We start from the raw sequence: 17,365 nt of genomic DNA on the forward strand, positions 1-17,365 counted from the left end.
CAACGTTTTGTTGACATTCTTTATTAAGTAAATAGGGCCTGAAATATCGGGCCTTTTCATTTCATTATGTAAGTGATAATTATGTTAAGAAAAATCTATCGCAAGGAAGCGATCGAATACAAAAAGCATCACTGGAAAGGAAAGGCTTTGCTGCTAGCAGGGCTTCCGGCATGGCTTATTGCATTACTTTCATTTGCCTTTTTAGCCATTCTAATAACCACCACAATATTTTGTACCTTTACCCAACGCATTGATGTTCGTGGGGAAGTTATTACTTTACCTCATTCTGTCAATGTTTATGCGCCACAGCAAGGGTTTGTTATTTCCCAATATGCAAAAGTCGGTGACCTTGTCGCCAAAGGACAGTCTTTATATGAAATTGACATCTCCCGAAATACAACAACAGGCAACGTCAGTACGGCGCAAATAGAAGTCATTAATGAAAAGATTGCGAACGCTGAAGATATCATCACCAAACTTTCTCATAATAAAGAAGAAACCCGATTATCTTTAGATAAACAGCTAAAAACCATCAATGATTCGTTAAAAGAAACTAACCGCATGCTGGTTAATGCGCAGACTGGTTTAAAGAAAATGCATGATAATCTTTCCAGTTACGATAAATATCTTCGTGATGGCCTTATCACCAAAGATCAGTATAACTATCAGCATTCATTATACTTTCAACAACAGAGTACCTATCAGTCTTTGGTCAGTCAGAAAATGCAACTGGAATCCCAGGTAACCCAGTTAAATAGCGATAAAATCACAAAAACGGCAGATTTTGACAACCAAATATCATCTCAGGAAAACCAGATTAATGATTACAAAAACCAGTTGGTTGAATCAAATGCCAATGGTAATGTCATTATTAAAGCAACCACAGAAGGACGTATTGAATCGCTGGCTGTAACAAAAGGACAAATGGTCGACAAAGGCAGCAGTTTAGCGCAAATCAAACCCACTGGTGATATAGAATATTATCTTATTTTATGGTTACCTAATAATAGCATACCTTATGTCAAACCGGGTGATGTCATTAACATCCGCTATGATGCTTTCCCATCCGATAAATTTGGGCAATTCCCGGGAAAAATACTTTCAATATCTTCGGTCCCGACATCCCGACAGGAACTGTCTGAATACACTAATGTTAATAATGGAACGAATCAGCAGGAACTGGCACTCTATAAAACCATTGTCAAAATTGAAAACAAAACCTTTAATTACAATGGTAAAACGCTTTCGCTTTCGAATGGACTGAAGGCTCAAGCCGTTGTATTTCTCGAAGAGCGCCCACTTTATATGTGGATGTTTACCCCTGTGTATAAGATAACTCAAAGCATTACTGGGCCAATCCATGACTAACGAACTGTTCAAAACCATTGTTGCAAAGCTAAATTTTTCTCTGGTTAACAAAACGCCTGTTATTCTACAGTCAGAATCATCGGAATGTGGAGTTGCCTGTCTGGCGATGGTCTGTGGTTATTATGGGTTAAATATCGATTTATTTAATTTTCGTCAACGATTCGGTAGCCCCTCACAGGGCTCCTCACTGCTGTCTCTAAGCAAAACAGCCGAGCAGGCTGGTTTAAAAAACCGTGCGCTAGCGCTCGACCTCGATGAAATAAAACAGCTTAAGCTTCCCTGCATCATCCACTGGGGAATGAACCACTATGTAGTCCTTACAAAAGTAAAGAAAAACGGATTTGTGATTCACGATCCCGCGCTGGGTAAACGAATCATTGGCATCAGTGAGATGTCAAATAATTTTACCGGCGTTGCGCTTGAACTCTGGCCTGACCATAACTTCCAACAAGAGGAGGCGAAATCCCGTTTACGACTCCTGGATTTAATGCATAAAATTGTTGGTTTAAAATCGGCGCTGATTAAGATCTTTGCTTTCTCTGTTGTGGTAGAAGCGATTGGCCTCCTGTTGCCTATTGGTACACAGTTAGTAACTGACCATGTGATTATGGCGCACGATGAAAGTTTACTCTCTGTTATTTGTATTGGTTTAATATTTTTCACGCTATTCCGCACGTTTATTAGCATGCTCCGAGCATGGACGTCGTTAACGTTGAATACGTTGACAAACATTCAATGGAAAACAACGCTATTCGATCATTTAGCAAGTTTGCCATTATCTTTTTTCGAGAAGAGACACTTAGGTGATATCCAGTCTCGTTTCTCGTCTCTGGATACCATTCGTTCAATTTTTACCAACAGTATCGTCACTGGCATCATCGATTCGATAATGACGATCGGTTTGTTAGTCATGCTGACATTATATGGCGGCTGGTTAGTCTGGGTCGTCATTGGCTTTACCGTCTGCTATGCGATTATGCGCTTCGCTACCTATAGTTTTTATCGGCGCGTAACGGAAGAGCAGGTCGTTAAGGGGGCGCGTGCTAACTCTCACTTTATGGAGTCGCTTTATGGCATTTCCACGATCAAAGCATTAAATTTAAAAGAACGTCGCTCGCAGCATTGGCTGAATCTTAACGTTGATGCCAGTAACGCAGGTATTAAGCAAACTCGCTTTGATATGATGTTTGGTGGGATTAATACCTTTATCACCTCTATCGATCAGGTGGTGGTACTGTGGTTGGGTGCCATTATGGTAATTGATAACGAGATGACGCTCGGTATGTTTATGGCATTTAATGCTTATCGAGGCCAGTTTTCTCAACGTGCATCGAATCTCATTGATTTGGTGATGCAGCTTCGTATGCTCTCGCTTCATAATGAACGTCTATCTGAAATCGCCTTTAGCGAACCGGAAAAAGAACTTCCATCCCGACGTGTGTTTACAGAAAACACCGGCGTGATGCTTGAAGTCAGGAACCTGAGTTATCAATACGATCCTTTTTCACAACCCATTTTTACCAATCTGAATATAACGGTTGCCCCAGGAGAGTCTGTCGCGCTAATTGGCCCATCTGGCGTTGGCAAAACCACGCTGTTGAAAGTCATGTGCGGTTTGCTTTCACCTGACTCCGGCGAAATACTGGCGGATAATCTGGAGATTCAAAAAATTGGTTTAAATAACTATCGTCTCGGTATCGCCTGCGTACTTCAGGAGGATCGTCTCTTTTCAGGTTCACTTATCGATAATATCAGTGGTTTTGATGATAACCCCGATTTGGAATTCGTAATGGAATGTGCCAAACATTGCAACATCCATGATGAAATCATGAAGATGGCGATGGGATACGAAACCATTGTCGGCGAACTGGGGCTGGGCATTTCCGGCGGTCAAAAGCAACGTATCCTGATCGCTCGTGCTTTGTACCGTAAACCGAGTATCCTGTTTATGGACGAGGCCACCAGTCACCTCGACTTAAAAAATGAGTCGGTTATCAACCAATCCATCTCATCATTAAGTATCACCCGAATTATTGTCGCGCACCGGCCATCAACCATTGCATCTGCCGATCGCGTTATTGACCTCTCACAATCGAAGTCGATGGCTACCGCTTAATAAAGGAGAAGATTATGCAAGGAACGTTTATTGGTTTTAATACTGCAGGAATTACTTTTGAAGAGCGTTTCCTGGCGCTGTTACTTAAGGTCAAGAAAGCGAATGATACCTGTGAGATTTTCTATCTTCAGGCACCCGTACTGGCCGACCTGCTTCTGATACTGCAAAGTAGAATGGCCTTAATTTTTCAGCGACTTGAAAATAAAGGCGAGGCTTACAAAGATGAGATTATCGCTTATAACGAAACACTTGTTACCCATATCCCCACGGTAGAAATGGCTGAAATACAACAGCCTTCTCCTGAGCGGCGTATAATGTCTATTACGCTTAAACCTGGCGAAACGCAGTCGACGCTGATCCTGGTATTTCAGGATGAGCAAATTAAGACGTTAACTATTGATGACCGACAGGTTGAAGCCCTGATAATTGGTATTCAACAGGCATTAAAAACAGTCGGCGATCAGGAACTTATCCAGTATTTAAGTTCAAATATGGATTTTTTAATGTGCTATGCCGTGGACTTAACCACCCAGCCAAATATTGATTATCAACAGTATCCGCAGGAAGACTGGAAACTAAACTTGTTTTCCCATTACCTGGGCGTGCTGTACTGCTGCGAGACGGAGGAAGGGAAGAAAATTGTCTCCGGAGCTGTGATCAAAACCAGTGCGCCGCATTTATCGGAACTGGAAAATAACGTCGTGATGCAGCTTATCGAGAAAAGCCCCAAGCTCAAGGCGATGCACACGGCGCTGGCGCCATGCCAAATCTTCAGTACCATTATTCCTTCCCAGCCAGGAAGAATGCTCAGCCTGGAAGAGTGTCTGCGTCCCCTGCATGCCTTCTATCTGGAGAAGAAAGCGGAGCTTAACGCCTGACCCTCTTCTACCGGTCACGCCTCTCTCTACGCTCGCAGAGAGAGGCATCGCGCATCAGTTCGGGCACTTATAAACCTGGCCGTTCATCTCGCTGTCGGTGGGCACAAAGCTCGACAACAGATTTTGCGTCGGGCTGCTGACGCCATAAATCACGTTGCCGCCCATGGCTGCCGCCTGGTTACGCAGGGCGTTAGCCGCACCGCGCATGGAGCCACCCTCATCGCCATTCTGGCCGGAGAGCCAGTTGCTCTGTTTACCCGTCGCGGTCCCTAACAGCTGACACTCTGCGCCCGGCTTCTCCTGCACGAAGCGCACATTCTGGCCGGCAGAGGTTAATTCATTGCTGGAACTGCAACCTGCCAACAGTAAGGCTGCGCCGACAATCCCTGCTAAATATTTTACCTGCATGTTAATCCCCATGATCGATGAGCTGGACGCACTGGCCCGGATGTAAACCTGTCATCCTTCAAACTGCGTCGGCATGAGCCGCTTTCATTCCTTAGCCGGTCGCGCTAGTTAGTCGCTTCCGATACGGAGGTGCTTGCCGCTCTGATGCAGCTTAAATGATTTTTATGTATAAGCCTTATACTAAAAAGCGCGCCAAAAGAAAAACCCCCAGCCATTACTGGCCAGGGGTTTCTGCTTTTTTATGCCGTAGAGCGCACGATTACATCATGCCGCCCATACCGCCCATGCCGCCCATACCGCCAGCAGCACCTAAATCAGGCGCATCGCCTTTCGGCAGGTCGGTCACCATGCACTCGGTGGTGATCATCAGGCCAGCCACGGAAGCCGCGTACTGCAGTGCAGAACGGGTAACTTTGGTTGGGTCCAGGATACCGAAGTCGATCATGTTGCCGTATTCTTCAGTTGCCGCGTTGTAACCGTAGTTACCGTCGCCGGCTTTCACGTTGTTCGCCACAACAGACGGCTCTTCACCGGCGTTGGACACGATCTGACGCAGCGGCGCTTCCATTGCGCGCAGCGCAACTTTGATACCGACGTTCTGATCTTCGTTCTGACCGGTCAGGCCAGCGAGTTTCGCTGCAACGCGAACCAGCGCTACGCCGCCGCCAGCCACCACGCCTTCTTCAACCGCAGCACGAGTGGCGTGCAGGGCATCGTCGACGCGTGCTTTTTTCTCTTTCATTTCAACTTCGGTTGCCGCGCCGACTTTGATTACGGCAACGCCGCCAGCCAGTTTAGCGACACGTTCCTGCAGTTTTTCACGGTCGTAGTCGGAGGTTGCTTCTTCGATCTGCTTACGGATCTGAGCAACGCGGCCCTGGATTGCGGATTCTTCGCCAACGCCATCGATGATGGTGGTGGTGTCTTTGTTGATAACCACACGTTTTGCCTGGCCCAGGTCTTCCAGAGTCGCTTTTTCCAGCTCCATACCGATCTCTTCAGAGATAACGGTACCGCCAGTCAGCGTCGCGATATCCTGCAGCATGGCTTTACGACGGTCGCCGAAGCCCGGCGCTTTCACCGCAGCCACTTTCACGATGCCGCGCATGGTGTTAACCACCAGGGTCGCCAGCGCTTCGCCTTCAACGTCTTCAGCGATGATAACCAGCGGTTTGCCAGCTTTCGCTACGGCTTCCAGAACCGGCAGCATTTCGCGGATGTTGGAGATTTTTTTGTCAGCCAGCAGGATGAACGGGCTTTCCAGCTCAACGGCGCCGGTGTCCGGCTTGTTGATGAAGTACGGAGACAGGTAGCCGCGGTCGAACTGCATACCTTCAACCACGTCCAGTTCGTCTTCCAGACCGGTACCGTCTTCAACGGTGATCACGCCTTCTTTACCAACTTTGTCCATCGCTTCCGCGATCAGTTTACCGACGGTTTCGTCGGAGTTAGCGGAGATGGTACCTACCTGAGCGATAGCTTTGGAGTCAGAGCACGGAACGGACAGCGCTTTCAGTTCTTCAACAGCGGCAACGACAGCTTTGTCGATACCACGTTTCAGATCCATCGGGTTCATGCCTGCAGCAACCGCTTTCAGGCCTTCGTTCACGATAGCCTGCGCCAGCACGGTTGCGGTGGTGGTACCGTCGCCTGCCGCGTCGTTCGCTTTAGAGGCAACTTCTTTCACCATCTGCGCGCCCATGTTTTCGAACTTGTCTTCCAGCTCGATTTCACGTGCAACGGAAACACCATCTTTGGTGATGGTCGGCGCGCCGAAGGATTTGTCCAGAACCACGTTACGGCCTTTCGGGCCCAGGGTCACTTTAACTGCATCTGCCAGTACGTTTACGCCGCGCAGCATTTTTACACGAGCGTCGTTACCGAATTTTACGTCTTTTGCTGCCATTTCTTATATTCCTCAAATTCGTTCAGGGTCGTGCGAATTAAGCTTCAACAATTGCCAGGATGTCGCTTTCGGACATGATCAGCACTTCTTCGTTGTCAATCTTTTCAGTCTTCACGCCGTAGCCATCGTTGAAAATCACGATGTCACCAACTTTAACGTCCAGCGGCTGCACGGTCCCGTTTTCCAGGATGCGGCCTTTACCGACAGCGATGATTTCGCCACGCGTTGACTTAGCTGCTGCAGAACCGGTCAGAACGATGCCGCCCGCAGATTTGGTTTCAACTTCTTTACGTTTGACGATCACACGATCATGTAACGGACGAATACTCATTGATAGCTCTCCTTCGAGAAAGTCATTATCAGTTATGGGTGACGCCGGGCCGAACGCGGTTTACCGGCTAGTGCAGAGAGAGATGGGGATGGCCATTTCCCGCTTCAAGGGCAAAATTAAAAAAAATTTTTACCTTTGCGCTGGCGCGCAAAAAGCGGCGCCACCGGGCAACCGGTCATAAGGAAAAGCGATTGTGATACTCTCTTTCTTTTTACTGGCGCAGGATGGAATCATGAGTGGTTTAAAACAGGAGTTAGGGCTGGGACAGGGAGTCGGGTTGCTTTCCACCTCACTGCTGGGCACCGGCGTTTTCGCCGTTCCGGCGCTGGCGGCGCTGGTCGCTGGCGATAACAGCCTGTGGGCATGGCCGTTGCTTATCCTCCTTGTTTTTCCGATTGCCATCGTCTTCGCCCTGCTGGGCCGCCATTTCCCCAGCGCGGGCGGCGTGGCCCACTTTGTCGATATGGCCTTTGGCCCACATCTGGCCAGCGTCACCGGCTGGCTGTTTTTATCGGTTATCCCGGTCGGGCTCCCCGCCGCCCTGCACATCGCCACCGGCTTCGGCCAGGCGCTGTTCGGCTGGCATGATGCGCAGCTGCTGCTGGCGGAGTTGGGTACCCTGGCCATCGTCTGGTGGGTCGGTTCACGTGACGCCAGCTCCAGCGCCAACCTGCAGACGCTGGTTGCCGTGCTGATCGTGGCGCTGATCGTCGCCGTCTGGTGGCGCGGCGGGATAAGTCCGGCGCAGATCCCCTTCCCCGCCCCGGCGGAGATCGACCGCGGCCAGCTCTTCTCCGCGCTGTCGGTGATGTTCTGGTGCTTTGTCGGCCTGGAAGCCTTTGCCCACCTCGCCTCGGAGTTTAAACACCCCGAGCGCGATTTTCCCCGCGCGCTGATGATAGGCCTGCTGCTTGCCGGTTCGGTCTACTGGGCCTGCACCGTGCTGGTGTTGCACTTCCACGCCTTTGGCGAGGAGATGGCGGCGGCGGCGTCATTACCGAATATCGTGGTCCGCCTGTTCGGCGTCGAAGCGCTGTGGGTGGCCTGCGTCATCGGTTACCTCGCCTGTTTCGCCAGCCTCAACATCTATATTCAGAGCTTCGCCCGCCTGGTCTGGTCGCAGGCGCAGCATAAGCCACAGAGCTACCTCGCGAGGCTGTCGCCGCGGCAGATCCCGCGCAACGCCCTCAACGCCGTGCTGGGCTCCTGCGTGGTCAGCACCTTGTGTATCTATTTTCTCGATATCAATCTGGACGCGCTGATCGTCTATGCCAACGGCATTTTCATCATGATCTATCTGCTGTGCATGCTGGCGGGCTGTCGTTTGTTGCGCGGGCGCTATCGGCTGCTGGCGGCAGTGGGCAGCATTCTCTGTCTGCTGCTGCTGGCGATGGTCGGCTGGAAGAGTCTGTACGCGCTGGTGATGCTGGCGGTGCTGTGGTTGTTTTTACCGAGACGTAAGCTGGCGACAGGAGGCGTATAGGCTCAAAAAGAAAGCGGCCCGGTCGCGTCTGCAGACCGGGCCGATAAACGTTAATCGCGGCGATCGTCCTTGTGGTCCAGACGGTCGCGCTGTTCATCCTTGCGCTGGAATTCCCCTTCGAAGGTCTCTCCGCCGCCAGTCCCGGCGCTAAAGCCGCCGCCCGGCATCCGGCTGAAGCGCAAATGCGGCATCAGCTTCATCGTCAGGTGCTTCTGCACCGGGGGCAAAAGCAGCAGCAGGCCGAGGAAATCGGTAAAGAACCCCGGGATCAACAGCAGCAGGCCAGCGATAATCAGCGAGACGCTCTTGATCATCTCCGCCGCCGGGCTCTCGCCCGCGGCCATCTTCTGCTGCATCAGCAGGAAGTTTTTGAAGCCCTGGTTGCGCACCAGCGACATCCCCACCACCGAGCTAAAGATCACCAGGATCAGCGTCATAAAGACGCCCAGCACGTGCGCGACCTGGATAAAGATCGATATCTCAATGTAAACGTAAAGAAAAAAAGCAATAAACGGAATCCAACGCACCGGCGTCTCCTTCATCGACAGGCGCCGAATTCGGCCCCCGTAGTCATCAATTTGCTGATCGCATCCCACTAAGATGGGGACGCTGAGCGGCTTTTCAATCAGCGGAAATGCTTATTTTTTCCAAGAATAGGAAAGCGGTGACCCATTTCACAGATTAATAAATCTTCTCACACCCGCGATGTAATAAGTGATCAAGCTTACTGATATTCGCTATCATCAGCATATGATCTTGGGCACCGGGCCGGTTAAGGAAATAATCGTCGGCCAGAAAATATACTGAATCCTGGATATTCTGTGTATTTGGTGAATTCATTGGCAGCTTGAAAAGAAGGTTCACATGTTAAACAACATTCGTATCGAAGAAGATCTGTTGGGCACCAGGGAAGTTCCCGCGGACGCTTACTACGGCGTTCATACTCTGCGAGCGATTGAAAACTTCTACATTAGCAACAGCAAAATCAGCGACATACCAGAATTCGTGCGCGGCATGGTGATGGTGAAGAAAGCCGCCGCGCTGGCGAACAAGGAGCTGCAGACCATTCCCAAAAGCGCGGCAAATGCGATTATCGCCGCCTGTGACGAAGTCCTGAATAACGGCAAATGCATGGACCAGTTCCCGGTCGATGTCTTCCAGGGCGGGGCCGGCACCTCCGTAAACATGAACACCAACGAAGTCCTGGCAAACATCGGCCTCGAGCTGATGGGCCACCAGAAAGGCGAATACCAGTACCTGAACCCAAACGATCACGTCAACAAATGCCAGTCCACCAACGATGCCTACCCGACCGGGTTCCGCATTGCGGTGTATGCCTCTATCCTCAAGTTAATCGATGCGATTAAGCAGCTGGGCGAAGGTTTCCAGGCGAAAGCCGAGGAGTTCCAGGACATCCTCAAGATGGGCCGCACCCAGCTGCAGGACGCAGTGCCGATGACCCTCGGTCAGGAGTTCCATGCCTTCAATGTGCTGCTCAATGAAGAGACCAAAAGCATTCTGCGCACCGCGGAGCTGCTGCTGGAAGTGAACCTGGGCGCAACCGCCATCGGCACACGCCTCAACACCCCGGACGGTTATCAACAGCTGGCGGTGCAGAAGCTGGCGGAAGTGAGCAACTTACCGGTCGTTCCGGCGGAAGATCTGATCGAAGCCACCTCGGACTGCGGGGCGTACGTCATGGTTCACAGCTCGCTGAAACGCCTGGCGGTGAAACTGTCCAAGATCTGTAACGACCTGCGCCTGCTCTCTTCCGGACCGCGCGCGGGTCTCAACGAAATTAACCTGCCTGAGCTGCAGGCTGGCTCTTCTATTATGCCGGCGAAGGTTAACCCGGTGGTGCCGGAGGTGGTCAACCAGGTCTGCTTTAAAGTGATCGGCAACGACACCACAGTGACCATGGCCTCCGAAGCCGGGCAGCTGCAGCTGAACGTGATGGAGCCGGTGATCGGCCAGGCGATGTTCGAGTCTATCCACATTCTGACCAACGCCTGCTACAACCTGCTGGAGAAATGCGTCAACGGCATTACCGCCAACAAAGCGGTGTGCGAAGGTTACGTCTATAACTCCATCGGCATCGTCACCTACCTCAACCCGTTTATCGGCCACCACAATGGCGATATCGTCGGCAAGATCTGCGCCGAAACCGGGAAGAGCGTGCGGGAAGTGGTGCTGGAGCGTGGGCTGCTGACGGCGGCAGAGCTGGATGACATTTTCTCCGCGCAAAACCTGATGCATCCCGCTTATAAAGCGAAGCGTTATACCGATGAAAGCGAACAGTAATCTTTCCGGATAGTCATTCAAAGGCATGTCAGCGATGACATGCCTTTTTGCTTTTTAGTTTTACTAAAATACAACAATCCAATATCAACTTGTTAAAAAACAAGGAAGGCATATATGTTTGGTGCAGAACTGGTTATTGTCCTGCTGGCGATTTATCTCGGCGCCCGGCTCGGCGGCATTGGTATCGGCTTTGCCGGTGGCCTTGGCGTCCTTGTCCTGACGCTTATTTTTCAAATTAAACCGGGTGCGATCCCCTTCGACGTTATTGAAATCATTATGGCGGTGATTGCCGCTATCGCCGCCATGCAGGTCGCAGGCGGAATGGATTACCTGGTCAGCCTCGCCGAACGGATGCTGCGTCGCCACCCGAAATATATTACCTTCCTTGCCCCACTGGTGACCTGGTTTATGACCGTGCTCGCCGGCACCGGCCATACCGCCTTCTCCACGCTGCCGGTGATCACCGAAGTGGCCAAAGAGCAAGGCATCCGTCCGTCCCGTCCGCTATCGATTGCGGTGGTGGCCTCCCAGATAGCGATCACCGCTTCGCCCATCTCCGCCGCGGTGGTGTTCTTTGCCGGGATCCTGGAGCCGCTGGGCGTTAGCTACCTGATGCTGCTGGCCATCTGTATTCCGGTCACCCTGCTGGCGGTGATGCTCACCGCTATCGTCTGCAATTTCCTCGGCTGCGAACTGAAAGATGACCCGGTTTACCAGGAGCGGCTGGCCAAGGGTGAGGTCAGACTGCGCGGCAGCCAGGTGTTTGAGCTGAAGCCGCACGCCAAACGTTCTGTTCTGCTGTTTCTGATCGGCATCGTGGCGGTGATGTTCTACGCCACGGCCATCAGCGATACCGTCGGTCTGATCAAAAACCCGGTACTACCGCGTAACGAGGCGATCGTGGTGTTTATGCTGACCATCGCCACGCTGATCAGCATCACCTGCAAAATCGACACCGGCGAAGTGCTCAATGCCAGCACCTTTAAGTCCGGCATGAGCGCCTGCGTCTGCGTGCTCGGCGTCGCCTGGCTGGGGGATACCTTCGTTAAAGCGCATATCAGCGATATCCAGGCCGTGGCCGGCGACCTGCTGCATAACTACCCGTGGCTGCTGGCGGTGGTGCTGTTCTTTGCCGCCACGCTGCTCTACTCGCAGGCGGCCACCACCAAAGCGCTGATGCCCGCCGCGCTGCTGCTGGGCGTGAGCCCTCTCACTGCCATCGCCTCGTTTGCCGCCGTCTCCGCCCTTTTCGTTCTGCCGACCTACCCCACCCTGCTGGCGGCGGTCGAAATGGATGACACCGGCTCCACCCGCATCGGTAAATACGTCTTCAACCACGCCTTCCTGATCCCCGGCGTCATCGCCATTACGCTGTGCGTGATCCTCGGGTTTATTTTTGGCGGCATCATGCTGTAAATCTCTTCAAATTCGGGCCAGATCCTGGCCCGTTTCGTTAATCCTCCCCACCTTGCGTGCTATAGTGCCTCTTTTCGCTGATACGAGGTTCATGATGACTACGCCTGATGCTGTTGTTGTGCTCTGTACCGCGCCGGATGAAGCAACCGCCCAGGATCTGGCGGCAAAAGCGCTGGCCGAAAAGCTGGCCGCCTGCGCCACGCTCCTGCCGGGCGCCACCTCGCTCTATTACTGGGAAGGGAAGCTGGAGCAGGAGTATGAAGTTCAGATGCTGCTCAAAACCGATCTTGCCCATCAGCAGGCGCTGCTGGACTGCCTGAAGTCTCACCACCCGTATCAAACCCCTGAACTGCTGGTTCTGCCCGTCACGTATGGAGACAACGATTACCTCTCATGGCTTACCGCATCTTTACGCTGATCCTGCTGCTGTGCAGCGCGTCAGCCACCGCCGGGTTATTCGACGCGCCGGGGCGCTCGAACTTTGTGCCTGCTGACCAGGCCTTCGCCTTTGACTTTCAGCAGCAACAGCATGACCTCAACCTGAGCTGGCAAATCAAGGATGGTTACTATCTTTATCGTCAACAATTTACCTTCCGCGCCGCCGGGGCGACGATCGCCGAACCGGCGCTGCCGGCGGGCGAGTGGCATGAGGATGAGTTTTACGGCAAAAGCGAGATCTTTCGTCAGCGCCTGACTATCCCGGTCACGGTGAAGCAGGCGGACAAAGACGCCACCCTCACCGTCACCTGGCAGGGCTGCGCCGATGCCGGATTCTGTTATCCGCCGGAGACCAAAGTGATCCCGCTGAGCGCCGTGCTGGCGGCTTCGGCAGATGGCCGGGCGACCACCATTGCCCCTGCGCCGCCGGCGAGCAGCCGTCCGGCGTTCAACCCGCCGCTGCCGGTTGAGCCGCGTCCGGTCCCGGAGGTCGCCACTTCACCTGCGCCTGCCTCAGCGCCGCCCGCTGACGCCCCCGCCCGCCTGCCTTTCACCGCCCTGTGGGCGCTGCTGATAGGCATTGGTATCGCCTTCACCCCCTGCGTGCTGCCGATGTATCCGCTGATTTCCGGCATCGTGCTGGGCGGCAAACAGCGGCTTTCCACCGCGCGCGCCCTGCTGCTGGCCTTTATTTATGTCCAGGGCATGGCCTTAACCTATACCGCGCTGGGGCTGGTGGTGGCCGCCGCCGGGCTGCAGTTCCAGGCGGCCCTGCAGCACCCGTATGTGCTGGTGGGTCTGTCGGCAGTCTTTATACTGCTGGCGCTCTCCATGTTCGGCCTGTTCACGCTACAGCTGCCCTCCACGCTGCAGACCCGACTGGCGCTGCTCAGCAATAAGCGCCAGGGCGGCTCGCCCGGCGGAGTCTTTGCGATGGGCGCTATTGCCGGGCTGATCTGCTCCCCCTGCACCACTGCGCCGCTGAGCGCCATCCTGTTATATATCGCCCAGAGCGGTAATCTGTGGCTGGGCGGCGGCACGCTGTACCTCTACGCGCTGGGTATGGGCCTGCCGTTGATTCTCGTCACCGTGTTTGGCAACCGGCTGCTGCCGAAGAGCGGCCCGTGGATGAGCCATGTGAAGACCGCCTTCGGATTCGTGATCCTGGCTCTGCCCGTTTTCCTGCTGGAGCGCATCCTCGGCGACCAGTGGGGATTACGTCTGTGGTCAATGCTTGGCGTCGCCTTCTTCAGCTGGGCGTTTATCACCTCGCTGGGCGCGACCCGGTCGTGGATGCGGCTGGCGCAAATCATTCTTCTTGCCGCCGCGCTGGTCAGCGCCCGTCCGCTGCAGGACTGGGCGTTTGGCGCCCCGGCGCTCGAGCAGCAGGCGCATCTGGCCTTCACCCGCGTCAGCTCGGTGACCGAGCTTGATCGGGCGCTGGCGCAGGCAAAAGGCCAGCCGGTGATGCTCGATCTCTACGCCGACTGGTGTGTAGCCTGCAAAGAGTTTGAAAAATACACCTTTCGTTCACCTGACGTGCAGCAGGCGCTGAAAGGCGTCGTGTTATTACAGGTTGATGTGACAAAAAACAGTCCGCAAGACGCCGCGCTGCTGAAGCGCCTGCAGGTGCTCGGTCTGCCGACGATCCTGTTCTTCAACGCGCAGGGCCAGGAACAACCCGACCGGCGGGTCACCGGCTTTATGGATGCTGCGGCATTCAGCACCCATTTGCGCGATTGGCTAGCGTGAGCGACACTTTAGGAGGAAAGATGGAGGAGAACACCGTGCTACGTGAAGACGTCCTGGCAGAAGCCATTAAAATTCTTGAAATTGAAGGTATCGCCAACACGTCGCTGGAGATGGTCGCTGAGCGCGTGTCCTGTCCGACGAGCGACCTGAAACGCTTCTGGCCCGATCGCGAAGCGCTGCTCTACGACGCGCTTCGCTATCTGAGCCACCAGGTGGATGCCTGGCGCCGTCAGCTGCTGCTGGACGACACCTTAAGCGCAGAGCAAAAGCTGCTGGCGCGCTATAGCGCGCTTACCACCTGCGTCAGCAACCAGCGCTACCCCGGCTGTTTATTTATCGCCGCCTGCACCTTCTATCCGGATGCCCAGCACCCGATCCACCAGCTGGCGGAACAGCAGAAGCAGGCTTCGCTGGCCTACACCCATGAGCTGCTGACCCAGCTGGAGGTGGATGATCCGGAAATGGTCGCCAAGCAGATGGAGCTGATTGTCGAGGGCTGTCTGAGCCGTCTGCTGATCAAGCGTAGCCAGACGGATGTCGATACGGCGCGGCGGCTGGCAGAAGATATTCTGCGCTTCGCCCAGTGCCGTATGGGCGGGGCCTTAACCTGATTCTGATATCCTAACCGCCACGTCGCGCCTATAATTTCCCCCTCACTGATTGCTGACAGGGATTGATATGCGCGCGTTCTTCTGGGCTGCCTGGCTGGGGCTGTGCTCCACACCTCTGCTGGCGGCGCCCCTGCAAGGTTTTTCCTTTGCGCAAAAAGACTGGGAGCTCGCCTGCGATAACACTGGCACCTGCCGGGCGGCGGGTTACGGCGTCCGCATGGGCGAGGTCAGCGTGCTGTTGACCCGCAACGCCGGCAGCGAACAGCACCTCACCGCCACGGCCACCTTCGCGCAGATCGAACACGATATCCCCGCCGACTCCACCGCCAGCCTGCTGATCGACGACCGGGACCTCGGCTCGCTGGATGCCGTGGATGACAGCCACTTCCGTCTGGACAGCGATCAGACCTCCGCCGTGCTGCAGGCCCTGGCGAACCAGCGCAAAATCGAATTCACGCTTAACGGCCAGCACCTGCCGCTTTCCAGCGCCGGTAGCCGCGAGGTGCTGAGTAAAATGGATGCGTTTCAGCGACGAACCGGCACCGCCGACGCGCTGCTGGATAAAGGCGACGCGGGCGACGATGCCATTTTGCCCGCAGCCCCCGCCCCGGAAATCATCGCCGCGCCGGTGATCCACAACGCGCAACCTGTACCGCTGAGCATGCTCCAGCGCCAGAAGCTGTTGCCCGCCCTGACGCCGCTGCTGAACCAGCGCTGTGAAGACTGGCAGAACCCGGCCATTCCGGCGGCAGAGCGCCAGATCACCCTCACCGCGCTGGATAAAATCCATTCGCTGGCGCAGGCGCTCTGCTGGCGAGCGCCCTATAACGATGGCTATGCCCTGTGGCTGGTCGATAACGCCCAGTTGAGCAAACCGCGGCTGCTCACTACCGAGGCCTCCAGCTACGCCAACGGCACGCTGGTCTTCCTGCACAAAGAGCGGGGCATGGCCGACTGCGTAACCGGCGAGACGCGCGTCTGGGAGGGTAAAACCTTCGTTCCCAGCCTGAAGTACAGCACCGGTATGTGCCGGGAAATCACCCCGGGCGGCACCTGGATGCTGCCGACCTTTGTCAGCCAGGTGATCCCGAAGCAGCAGAAAGAAGCGGATAACCTGGCCCTGCGAACGCTGTACAACGCGGTGCTGAAAGCGCAAAAAAGCGATCCGGAACTGGCGCTGAACCGGGTCGCCGAGCAGTTTCCGTTAACCGGCCATATTACCGACTTCACGCTCACTTACGCCGATGACAGCCTGGTGACGACCAGCAAACCGTCCCCGGATATCAGCGATGACGAGTGGCAGGCGTTTCTGCGCTCCGCAATTAGCGCAGATTCAGAAAACGGTAAAGTCAGCTTTACGCTTATCGACCTCGACGGCGACGGCAAACGCGATCTGATCATCGACAGCTACGTGGGCGGCACCGGGCTCTTCAGCTACACCGGGGTACTCCGGCGCGGCGATGATGATTTTGCCGCCGTCAACGATAGCGACAGTGATAACGGCGATGATTTCGATGCCGGGGTGCCCGGCGCCCTCTTTTCGATCAATGGCCGCGGGGCCAACCAATGGAACCACTGGGTCAAAATCAACGGCCAGGTGTATGCCCTGTGGTACAACGGCCAGTTTGGCGAAGATAATCTCTATCTGCTGCGCCCGTTCAGCACCGCCAGCCAGACGCCCGCGGTGACGGTTCGCTACCGCTATACGCTGAACAGCATCCGCTCCCCGGAGAAAGACCAACCGCTGACCCCCAGCCTGAGCGACAGCGATAAAGCGGATCTGCTGCGCTCGCTGGAGGTGATGCAGGGCAACCTGCTGAAAGACAAACCCGCCAGCGACAACGATGCGCCGATCTGCCCCATTCCGCCCGGCGCCTCCGCCGACGAGGCGGACAACTATTACAGCGGCGTTGCCGTTAACTATATCTATGAGACGGTGGCCTATATTCCGGTCTGGCTGAATGGAAAATGTTATATCGGCACCATTTTCAGCCATCATGGCGCCTATCGTCACGGCGTGGATGCGGAAATTACGCTGAGCTCGCCGCGGGAAGATGAAGAGGTCATTGGTGATTACCTGATCTCCGGGTTGCGCCACGTTATCTCCGTCACCAGCGGCTGGAAAAGCCGTGAAGGCGATAACGGCATGCAGTGATATTGAGTCAAAATGCGCCTTTGAACGCGGAATTGCCGCAAAGATAAGCAATCGACAAGTAATTTAAGAAATTTGGTTGACGGGCTGGGCGGATTACGGTTTAATGCGCCCCGTTGCCCGGATAGCTCAGTCGGTAGAGCAGGGGATTGAAAATCCCCGTGTCCTTGGTTCGATTCCGAGTCCGGGCACCACTATTTAAAGA

The 17,365-nt window shown here is 54.4% G+C and carries 14 protein-coding genes and 1 tRNA gene; 11 read left to right on the forward strand and 4 right to left on the reverse strand.

Annotation, left to right across the window (positions count from 1 at the left end; genetic code table 11):
* Nucleotides 1-81: 81 nt before the first annotated feature.
* The 3 genes from AC6CWS_RS19060 to yjeJ are packed head-to-tail and all read left to right on the forward strand — an operon-like array spanning nucleotide 82 to nucleotide 4,362.
* Nucleotides 82-1,368 carry an HlyD family secretion protein gene (locus AC6CWS_RS19060; RefSeq protein ID WP_023291696.1) on the forward strand — a complete coding sequence of 429 codons (1,287 nt, stop codon included), beginning with the start codon at nucleotides 82-84 and terminating at the stop codon, nucleotides 1,366-1,368.
* On the forward strand, nucleotides 1,361-3,484 hold the full coding sequence (locus AC6CWS_RS19065; protein WP_087777365.1) for a peptidase domain-containing ABC transporter: 2,124 nt from the start codon (nucleotides 1,361-1,363) through the stop codon (nucleotides 3,482-3,484). The genes AC6CWS_RS19060 and AC6CWS_RS19065 overlap by 8 nt, the downstream gene beginning before the upstream one ends.
* A 14-nt stretch (nucleotides 3,485-3,498) precedes the next feature.
* Nucleotides 3,499-4,362 carry a YjeJ family protein gene (gene yjeJ / locus AC6CWS_RS19070; RefSeq protein WP_080901619.1) on the forward strand — a complete coding sequence of 288 codons (864 nt, stop codon included), beginning with the start codon at nucleotides 3,499-3,501 and terminating at the stop codon, nucleotides 4,360-4,362.
* Between the two features lie 54 nt (nucleotides 4,363-4,416).
* Here the strand turns inward: yjeJ and AC6CWS_RS19075 are convergent, their stop codons facing one another.
* From AC6CWS_RS19075 to AC6CWS_RS19085, 3 genes are all read right to left on the reverse strand, one after another.
* A complete protein-coding gene (locus AC6CWS_RS19075) occupies nucleotides 4,417-4,770 on the reverse strand; it encodes a DUF4156 domain-containing protein (protein ID WP_004152419.1) in 354 nt (117 codons plus the stop codon).
* A 259-nt stretch (nucleotides 4,771-5,029) separates the two neighbouring features.
* A complete protein-coding gene (gene groL, locus AC6CWS_RS19080) occupies nucleotides 5,030-6,676 on the reverse strand; it encodes a chaperonin GroEL (protein ID WP_023291693.1) in 1,647 nt (548 codons plus the stop codon).
* Between the two features lie 37 nt (nucleotides 6,677-6,713).
* Entirely contained in the window at nucleotides 6,714-7,007 is a 294-nt protein-coding gene (locus tag AC6CWS_RS19085; RefSeq protein ID WP_004152420.1) for a co-chaperone GroES, read from the reverse strand.
* Between the two features lie 232 nt (nucleotides 7,008-7,239).
* On the opposite strand from AC6CWS_RS19085, the gene yjeH reads away from it, so the two are divergent.
* A complete protein-coding gene (gene yjeH, locus AC6CWS_RS19090) occupies nucleotides 7,240-8,490 on the forward strand; it encodes an L-methionine/branched-chain amino acid transporter (RefSeq protein WP_102004664.1) in 1,251 nt (416 codons plus the stop codon).
* 50 nt (nucleotides 8,491-8,540) lie between these two features.
* Here yjeH and AC6CWS_RS19095 read toward each other — a convergent pair whose 3' ends face one another.
* Nucleotides 8,541-9,017, reverse strand: a complete 477-nt coding sequence (locus AC6CWS_RS19095; RefSeq protein WP_004206407.1) for an FxsA family protein — start codon at nucleotides 9,015-9,017, stop codon at nucleotides 8,541-8,543.
* Between the two features lie 337 nt (nucleotides 9,018-9,354).
* On the opposite strand from AC6CWS_RS19095, the gene aspA reads away from it, so the two are divergent.
* From aspA to AC6CWS_RS19130, 7 genes are all read left to right on the forward strand, one after another.
* Nucleotides 9,355-10,791 carry an aspartate ammonia-lyase gene (aspA, locus tag AC6CWS_RS19100; protein WP_004177762.1) on the forward strand — a complete coding sequence of 479 codons (1,437 nt, stop codon included), beginning with the start codon at nucleotides 9,355-9,357 and terminating at the stop codon, nucleotides 10,789-10,791.
* A 114-nt stretch (nucleotides 10,792-10,905) separates the two neighbouring features.
* Nucleotides 10,906-12,207: an anaerobic C4-dicarboxylate transporter gene (locus AC6CWS_RS19105; RefSeq protein ID WP_080901621.1), complete on the forward strand. Its 1,302-nt coding sequence runs from the start codon at nucleotides 10,906-10,908 to the stop codon at nucleotides 12,205-12,207.
* 94 nt (nucleotides 12,208-12,301) lie between these two features.
* On the forward strand, nucleotides 12,302-12,625 hold the full coding sequence (gene cutA, locus AC6CWS_RS19110; protein WP_004206404.1) for a divalent cation tolerance protein CutA: 324 nt from the start codon (nucleotides 12,302-12,304) through the stop codon (nucleotides 12,623-12,625).
* Nucleotides 12,601-14,397, forward strand: coding sequence for a protein-disulfide reductase DsbD (locus AC6CWS_RS19115; protein ID WP_080901622.1), 1,797 nt, complete (start codon nucleotides 12,601-12,603; stop codon nucleotides 14,395-14,397). Before cutA ends, AC6CWS_RS19115 begins: the two co-directional genes overlap by 25 nt.
* A gap of 35 nt (nucleotides 14,398-14,432) precedes the next feature.
* Complete coding sequence (locus AC6CWS_RS19120) at nucleotides 14,433-15,008, forward strand: transcriptional regulator (RefSeq protein ID WP_032429251.1); 576 nt, start codon at nucleotides 14,433-14,435, stop codon at nucleotides 15,006-15,008.
* Nucleotides 15,009-15,075: 67 nt separating this feature from the next.
* Nucleotides 15,076-17,163 carry a DUF1176 domain-containing protein gene (locus AC6CWS_RS19125; protein WP_080901623.1) on the forward strand — a complete coding sequence of 696 codons (2,088 nt, stop codon included), beginning with the start codon at nucleotides 15,076-15,078 and terminating at the stop codon, nucleotides 17,161-17,163.
* A gap of 115 nt (nucleotides 17,164-17,278) precedes the next feature.
* Nucleotides 17,279-17,354, forward strand: a tRNA-Phe gene (locus tag AC6CWS_RS19130).
* The last annotated feature ends 11 nt before the right edge of the window (nucleotides 17,355-17,365 follow it).

This window comes from Klebsiella sp. M041, assembly GCF_059759695.1.

Coding starts and splice junctions, on each gene's coding strand:
- yjeH (WP_102004664.1), top strand. CDS start 7,240: ATGAGTGGTTTAAAACAGGAGTTAGGGCTGGGACAGGGAGTCGGGTTG.
- AC6CWS_RS19065 (WP_087777365.1), top strand. CDS start 1,361: ATGACTAACGAACTGTTCAAAACCATTGTTGCAAAGCTAAATTTTTCT.
- cutA (WP_004206404.1), top strand. CDS start 12,302: ATGACTACGCCTGATGCTGTTGTTGTGCTCTGTACCGCGCCGGATGAA.
- aspA (WP_004177762.1), top strand. CDS start 9,355: ATGTTAAACAACATTCGTATCGAAGAAGATCTGTTGGGCACCAGGGAA.
- AC6CWS_RS19125 (WP_080901623.1), top strand. CDS start 15,076: ATGCGCGCGTTCTTCTGGGCTGCCTGGCTGGGGCTGTGCTCCACACCT.
- groL (WP_023291693.1), bottom strand. CDS start 6,676: ATGGCAGCAAAAGACGTAAAATTCGGTAACGACGCTCGTGTAAAAATG.
- AC6CWS_RS19105 (WP_080901621.1), top strand. CDS start 10,906: ATGTTTGGTGCAGAACTGGTTATTGTCCTGCTGGCGATTTATCTCGGC.
- AC6CWS_RS19060 (WP_023291696.1), top strand. CDS start 82: ATGTTAAGAAAAATCTATCGCAAGGAAGCGATCGAATACAAAAAGCAT.
- AC6CWS_RS19115 (WP_080901622.1), top strand. CDS start 12,601: ATGGCTTACCGCATCTTTACGCTGATCCTGCTGCTGTGCAGCGCGTCA.
- AC6CWS_RS19085 (WP_004152420.1), bottom strand. CDS start 7,007: ATGAGTATTCGTCCGTTACATGATCGTGTGATCGTCAAACGTAAAGAA.
- yjeJ (WP_080901619.1), top strand. CDS start 3,499: ATGCAAGGAACGTTTATTGGTTTTAATACTGCAGGAATTACTTTTGAA.
- AC6CWS_RS19075 (WP_004152419.1), bottom strand. CDS start 4,770: ATGCAGGTAAAATATTTAGCAGGGATTGTCGGCGCAGCCTTACTGTTG.